General features: G+C 65.0%; 6 protein-coding genes. 1 reads left to right on the top strand and 5 read right to left on the bottom strand.

Annotated features, from left to right (window positions below; translation table 11 throughout):
• Window positions 1-63: 63 nt before the first annotated feature.
• From ACTHNQ_RS04825 to ACTHNQ_RS04805, 5 genes are all read right to left on the bottom strand, one after another.
• Window positions 64-915, bottom strand: a complete 852-nt coding sequence (locus ACTHNQ_RS04825) for a prepilin peptidase (RefSeq protein ID WP_440331579.1) — start codon at window positions 913-915, stop codon at window positions 64-66.
• Between the two features lie 9 nt (window positions 916-924).
• Entirely contained in the window at window positions 925-2,484 is a 1,560-nt protein-coding gene (locus ACTHNQ_RS04820) for a polymer-forming cytoskeletal protein (RefSeq protein ID WP_440331577.1), read from the bottom strand.
• Window positions 2,475-3,026, bottom strand: coding sequence for a prepilin-type N-terminal cleavage/methylation domain-containing protein (locus tag ACTHNQ_RS04815; protein ID WP_440331575.1), 552 nt, complete (start codon window positions 3,024-3,026; stop codon window positions 2,475-2,477). Before ACTHNQ_RS04815 ends, ACTHNQ_RS04820 begins: the two co-directional genes overlap by 10 nt.
• Window positions 3,023-3,415 carry a type IV pilus modification PilV family protein gene (locus ACTHNQ_RS04810; protein WP_440331573.1) on the bottom strand — a complete coding sequence of 131 codons (393 nt, stop codon included), beginning with the start codon at window positions 3,413-3,415 and terminating at the stop codon, window positions 3,023-3,025. Before ACTHNQ_RS04810 ends, ACTHNQ_RS04815 begins: the two co-directional genes overlap by 4 nt.
• A 99-nt stretch (window positions 3,416-3,514) precedes the next feature.
• Complete coding sequence (locus ACTHNQ_RS04805; protein WP_440331571.1) at window positions 3,515-3,937, bottom strand: type II secretion system protein; 423 nt, start codon at window positions 3,935-3,937, stop codon at window positions 3,515-3,517.
• A 329-nt stretch (window positions 3,938-4,266) separates the two neighbouring features.
• Between ACTHNQ_RS04805 and ACTHNQ_RS04800 the strand changes: the two genes are divergently transcribed.
• Window positions 4,267-5,372 (top strand): hypothetical protein (locus ACTHNQ_RS04800; protein ID WP_440331569.1); only part of this gene is annotated, 1,106 nt, incomplete at its 3' end.

Here is a 5,372-nt window from a genome sequence, read left to right as displayed (position 1 = left end):
TCGGTCACCTCCAGCCCGACGATCGTCTTCCCCATGATTTCCCTCTTCCCCAAGATTCGTCGGTCAGGTTCCGACGAAGAGATTCACGTACCACCGTCCGACGGCTTCGCCGGCGAACACTCCCGTCCAGGCGCCGAGGATCATCCAGGGCCCGAAGGGAATGGCGGTCTTGCGTCCGGCGCGGCGCAGCAGCAGCAGCGCGATGCCGAAAAGTCCGCCGTACAGGAACGCGGCGAACGCTCCGACGGCGAGTGCGCCCCAGCCGATCCAGCCGAGGTGGATGCCGACGACTCCGGCGAGCTTGACGTCGCCTCCGCCCATCCCGCCCGGGCGGGCGAGGCGCAGGATCGCGTAGAACGCGTACAGCACGGCCATTCCGATGGCGGCGCGCAGCAGGGACCCCCAGTCCCCGGTGAGTGCAGCCGCGGTCGTGAACAGGATGCCGGCCACCAGGTAGCTCGGCAGCACGATGGCGTTGGGCAGCCGGTGCGTGTCGAGGTCGATGAGCGTCAGCACGATGCTGATGGCGGCGAAGTACAGGAACGCGACGATGATCAGCGCGAGAGCGATGCCGCTCCCGGTCTTCGAGCTCGTCGCCGCGCCCAGCACCGCCGGGTAGGTGAGTCCGACCCACGTGATCAGCGCGAAGGCGACGCCCGTGATCGCCTCGACGATCGGGTAGCGCGGCGAGATCGGCGCCTTGCAGTTCGCGCAGCGTCCGCGCAGGACGATCCACCCCAGCACCGGCACGTTGTGCCACGGCTTGATCGCCGTGTCGCAGTGGGGGCACCGGCTCTCGCGCATCAGCGACACCTTGGCCGGTACGCGGTGTGCGACGACGTTCAGGAACGACCCGATCAGGAGGCCGAACACCCCGGCGATGACGACGAGGAAGATGACGAGGGAGGTGGGCATCCGGGAAGGCTACTCGGTCTGTGTCAACAGGGTCGGCGGAAGCAGTTTGGTGATGATGTCACCAGAGCCGTCCGGAGCTTCCGCGAGGTAGCACCCGAGGTCGATCCTCGGCTCCCAGGTCATCGGCTGGCAGGAGAAGTCCGGCTGCTCGAGCTTCGTGCTTCCGCTGTCGCCGGAGTAGTACTGGCCGCGGAAGCCGTCCTTCTTCGGTGCGGTCTTGATACCGCACGGCGAGTACAGCATGACTTTGACGTTGGTCGTCGCGGCGACCTGGTCGAGCGCATCACCGCCCGATCCGACAGAGGTGGGACACGTCACGGCGCGGTTAGCCACGTTGTCGGCGTGGACGAAGAAGAGTTGCCGATCCGGCGAGTCAGTTGTCACCGTGCCGACGTCAACGGTCATGGGCACACCCGGCGGGACCAGGAACAGCACGTCGTGCGTGATGGTGGGCGAGCCGCTGAGCGTGATCTTCACCGCAGAGGTGCACGCCGTGTAGTCGAGGCCGATTCGTGTCGTGCCTGCGGCAGGGGCGGCGGTCGCCTTCGCCGTCGCGTCACCGGTGCACGACGTCGGAGTTCGCCAATCGACATCGGTGCCCCATGCGCTGCGAGTCGACGGGAAGTCCACCCACGTCGTCATGTCGTAGACGGCTTGCAGAGACGGCACGAACGCATTGGCCGGCAGCGGCGCGGTGGTAACCGTCCCCGAGACGAGCCCGGGCGATTTGATGTCCGGCGCGATTGGCGACTGCACGTTGCCGGTCACATGCATATCCTTCACCGTCACCTTGGTGCCCGACATCGCGTTGCCTGTCACCGTGCCGCCCGTGGATTCGAGCTTGATCTCACCTTCGGCGACGACGTTCTTGTCGACGAGGGCATTCGATCCTGACGTGGAGACGGTCCCCTTTGCGTAGACGTTCCCCGTCACATGGCACTTGGCGCTGAGCACGATCGACCCTTTGGGCGCCCACAGGTCACCGTCGATGGTGGTGTCCGAGTTGCACGTGTAGTCGCCCGTCCGGATCACGAGGTCACCCTTGTAAGACGACTGGGTGAGCTTGAACTGTCCGGCGAAGTACGCGAGCGTGCCGCCCGGCTGACGCTCGTAGGTGACCGCGCGCTGGTAATCGGACACGATGGTCGTCTTTGAGCCGTCGGCCGCTTTGCCTGTTGCTGTGATCCGGATCACAGAGGCCGCTGACGGGCTCAGGCACGCGTCAGTCAGGTGGTCGGCGTCGGCGCCGAATTGTGCGCTGACGTTCTCGTACAGCGGGGAGCTCGTCGAATTGGAGATGGTCTTCGTGCACGGGTTCGCGAGGACGGCTTGGAGCATCATGTCGCGACCCGACTCCGCCGAGACGAAGGCCTGCGTCGTGGCCTTGTTATGTACATTCGTCTGCATCGCGAAGATCACGGAGCCGGCGATGACGGTGGCGGCGATGACACCGACCATCATGACGACGATGACCGCAACGAGTGCAGCGCCGGATTCGTCACGGCGGGCTGCGGGCTGCGTGCCCCCGCCTTGGGCCGCGGGGAAAGGATGGAAGAGCTTCACCAACACGGCGACATGGTCCCTTCGGCGGCATTTCTCATGTAGGCATCGCCCGTGAAGTGCACAGGAGCGGTAGACGATGTCTGTGCGTTCTCGGCGGTTGCATCGAACGTGTAGGTCACTCCGCTGGCACCTTTGGCGACGAAGTATGGCGTCGTACCCATCTTCCTCACCTGGTCCTGCCAGACGGGCCAGATCCCCGGTGCGGGAGCACCGCTGACGGTCATCCGCAGTTCGCCGGAATCGAACTTGAACGCCTGGCATTGCGACGTGCCATCACCGAGTGAGGTGTTCACCTTCAGAATGTTTCCTGCATCCTCGATCTCAAACGCGATCGCGTTCCGCATCGCACGCTCGATCTCGCTAGCAACCAACTGCCCCCGAGTGGTCGCTTGCGTCTGGTCCGTGACGTTCGCCTGCGTTCGCCACGTGTTCGCGAAGATGATCGCGATCGCAGAGCCCAGGACGCCCAGGATGACGACGACGACGATAAGCTCCACAAGCGAATAGCCCGCGTCGCTGGGAGTCGTTCCGCGTCGCGATTCACTCATGAGGTAGCCGGTACGTAGATGATCGCATCGATCGATGCGAGGGTCGATCCGCCCTGAACCGCCTTCAGTGAGATGGAGATGGCGCTACCGGCGCTGCAGGAGCCGTGCACAACGCCCTCCGTCGAGAACGGTCGGCCCGAACCGTCTGAAAAGCCCGTCTTGGTGGCGACGGCGTTTGCGATCACGGTGCAGGTCGGCGACTGCCGGGCGTCCTCGACGAGGCTGTTGAGCTGTCGTGTCGCCGTTGCGACTGCCGACTGCTGGGTAGACAGCTGGATCCCCCGCCAGAGTGCGGGCAGGATCGCCACTGCGATGAGTCCCAGAAGGAACATCGCGATGATTACCTCGACAAGGCTAAATCCCGCAGCATCGGTGCCACGACCCCTCATCCGCCCACCTCCCCAAGTGGCAGAATCCCCAACTGCAATGATGCCACTAGGGCCGAGGAATCGAGACCTCGGCCCTAGCGGACGGTCGGGGACGATCGACTACGGCGTCCAGCTGTGCGCGGCGCCGCTGCAGCCGGGGCCAGCCTGAGCGTAGGTCGTGAGTTCCCCAACCTTCGCTGCCTTCACACAGACAGTGTCGACTTTCGACGTGTCGGTGTTGTTCGTTGTGAGGACAATCTTGCTGTTCGTGCCCTTCGCGATGGCGTTGGCAACCGAGGACGTGGAATCGCCGTCTGCAATCGCGGCAGCAACGGCAGTAGCGCCGTTGGCAGCAGCTGCCTCCAGCGAGCTCCGTTCCGCCTGCTGCTGAATCGATCCGAACACCGGGATGGCGATCGCGACAAGGATGCCGAGGATCACGACGACGATGATGAGTTCGATAAGCGAGAAGCCGCCCTCACGGCCCTCTTCCTCGCGCCGGGCTTTCTCAGCCTCGAGGTAGTTCTTGATGGTTGCACGCATGGCGTGTCTCTCCCCAGTGTGAGTTGAAAGGTCAGCTCTAACCGACCGGCATCCCAAGCGCCGGTCCGCAAACACCCCAGTTAAAAACCCCAGTCTCCGTTAGAGCTGGGTTCGAGACACACGCCCAAGCGTGAATCCCCTCCCACGTTCGAGCATCCGCGCAGCAGCTAGGCCGTGTCAATTCGTCGGTATGCAGTGTTCGCTCAAGAATCGCTCAAGGCTCGGTACCTGCTCATGACTTCGCAAGGGCGAACCAACTCACCTGGTGACCTTGAAGAACGACTGCTGCGATCGGATAAGGTGACGCGGTGATCGCAGGGGCTCTGGGGATGGCGGTCGCGCTCGTCGCGACGATCGTCGTGTGGTCGTTTGTGCTGGGGACGTGGGTGCGGCACCGGCTGGCTGTGGCCGGCGCGGTTGCCGGCGCGCTGCTGTCGTTGAGCATTCCCCGCCCGCTGGCGGCAGCGACCGGCGCATCGTTGCTCGTCGCATACAGCGTCGTTCTCGGCGTCCTTGTGGTCTTCGGCTCCACGCTCATCGTGGTGCGCAGGCGCCAGGTTCGGTGGTCACCAGACGCGGCGCGCACCTGGGGTTCGGCATCCCTGGGCGGCGTGATCTGGATCGCCGTCGTGGCGTTGTCGCACGTGATTCCCGGGGCCGCCCGCCGGGGATGGGTGCTGAACGGCGACGGCCTGCTGCAAATGGAAGCGATCGGGCGAAGCCTGCAGAACCCCGAGTTCGCCTTCGCGCGCGTTCCGTACGCGTTCCTCGGCCTCACCGCGTCGCCGTTCGGAAAGATCGAGATCACAGGGGCCGCGATCGGTGCGGAGATCTACGCACTGGTCATCGCGTGGGCCCTTCAGCTCGCGCTGTGGAGCGTGATCGCAGGTGGGGTCGTGTCAAGCATCGTCCCCGCCAGCTCGCACGGTCTGACCGTGACCGTGGCGGCGCTCGGATCGCTGCTCCCGCTCACAGCACTGATGGGTGGCATCGCGATGGAGTGGGGCTACGTGAACGCGAACGTCGCGATCCCGGCCGCGCTGCTGACATGGCTGGCGTTGACAGAATCTCGTCGAAAGCCGTTCGCCGCACTCTCGGTGCTGCTCGTGATCATGAGCGTGCTTTGGCTGAGCTGGGAGCCGCTTGCCGCGATCCCCGGGGTGGCGGCCGTCGTGATCGGGTGGCGGGTGCGCCGCGACGTTCGGGGCCTTCGTGGATTTCGGCTCACCGTCGTGGCGCTCGCCTGCGCGCAGTTCCTGGTGATCTTCGGGTCGAACTACCTCAACCGTTCTGCCAGCGCCGGAGAGGCTCTGACCATCGAAGGCCACGGGCTTCCGTCGATGTGGCTCGGCCTCGCCATCGCCTCCGCCGTCGCGCTCGCCGCCGCCACAGCGGGGCGATCGCTTCTCCCGACGTGGGTGCTCCCGGCGACGGT

The sequence above is a fragment of the Microbacterium sp. genome, assembly GCF_051953575.1.
Lineage (GTDB): Bacteria > Actinomycetota > Actinomycetes > Actinomycetales > Microbacteriaceae > Microbacterium.
The sequence above is the reverse complement of the archived record's forward strand: the minus strand, read 5'-3'. Positions and strand labels throughout refer to the sequence as shown.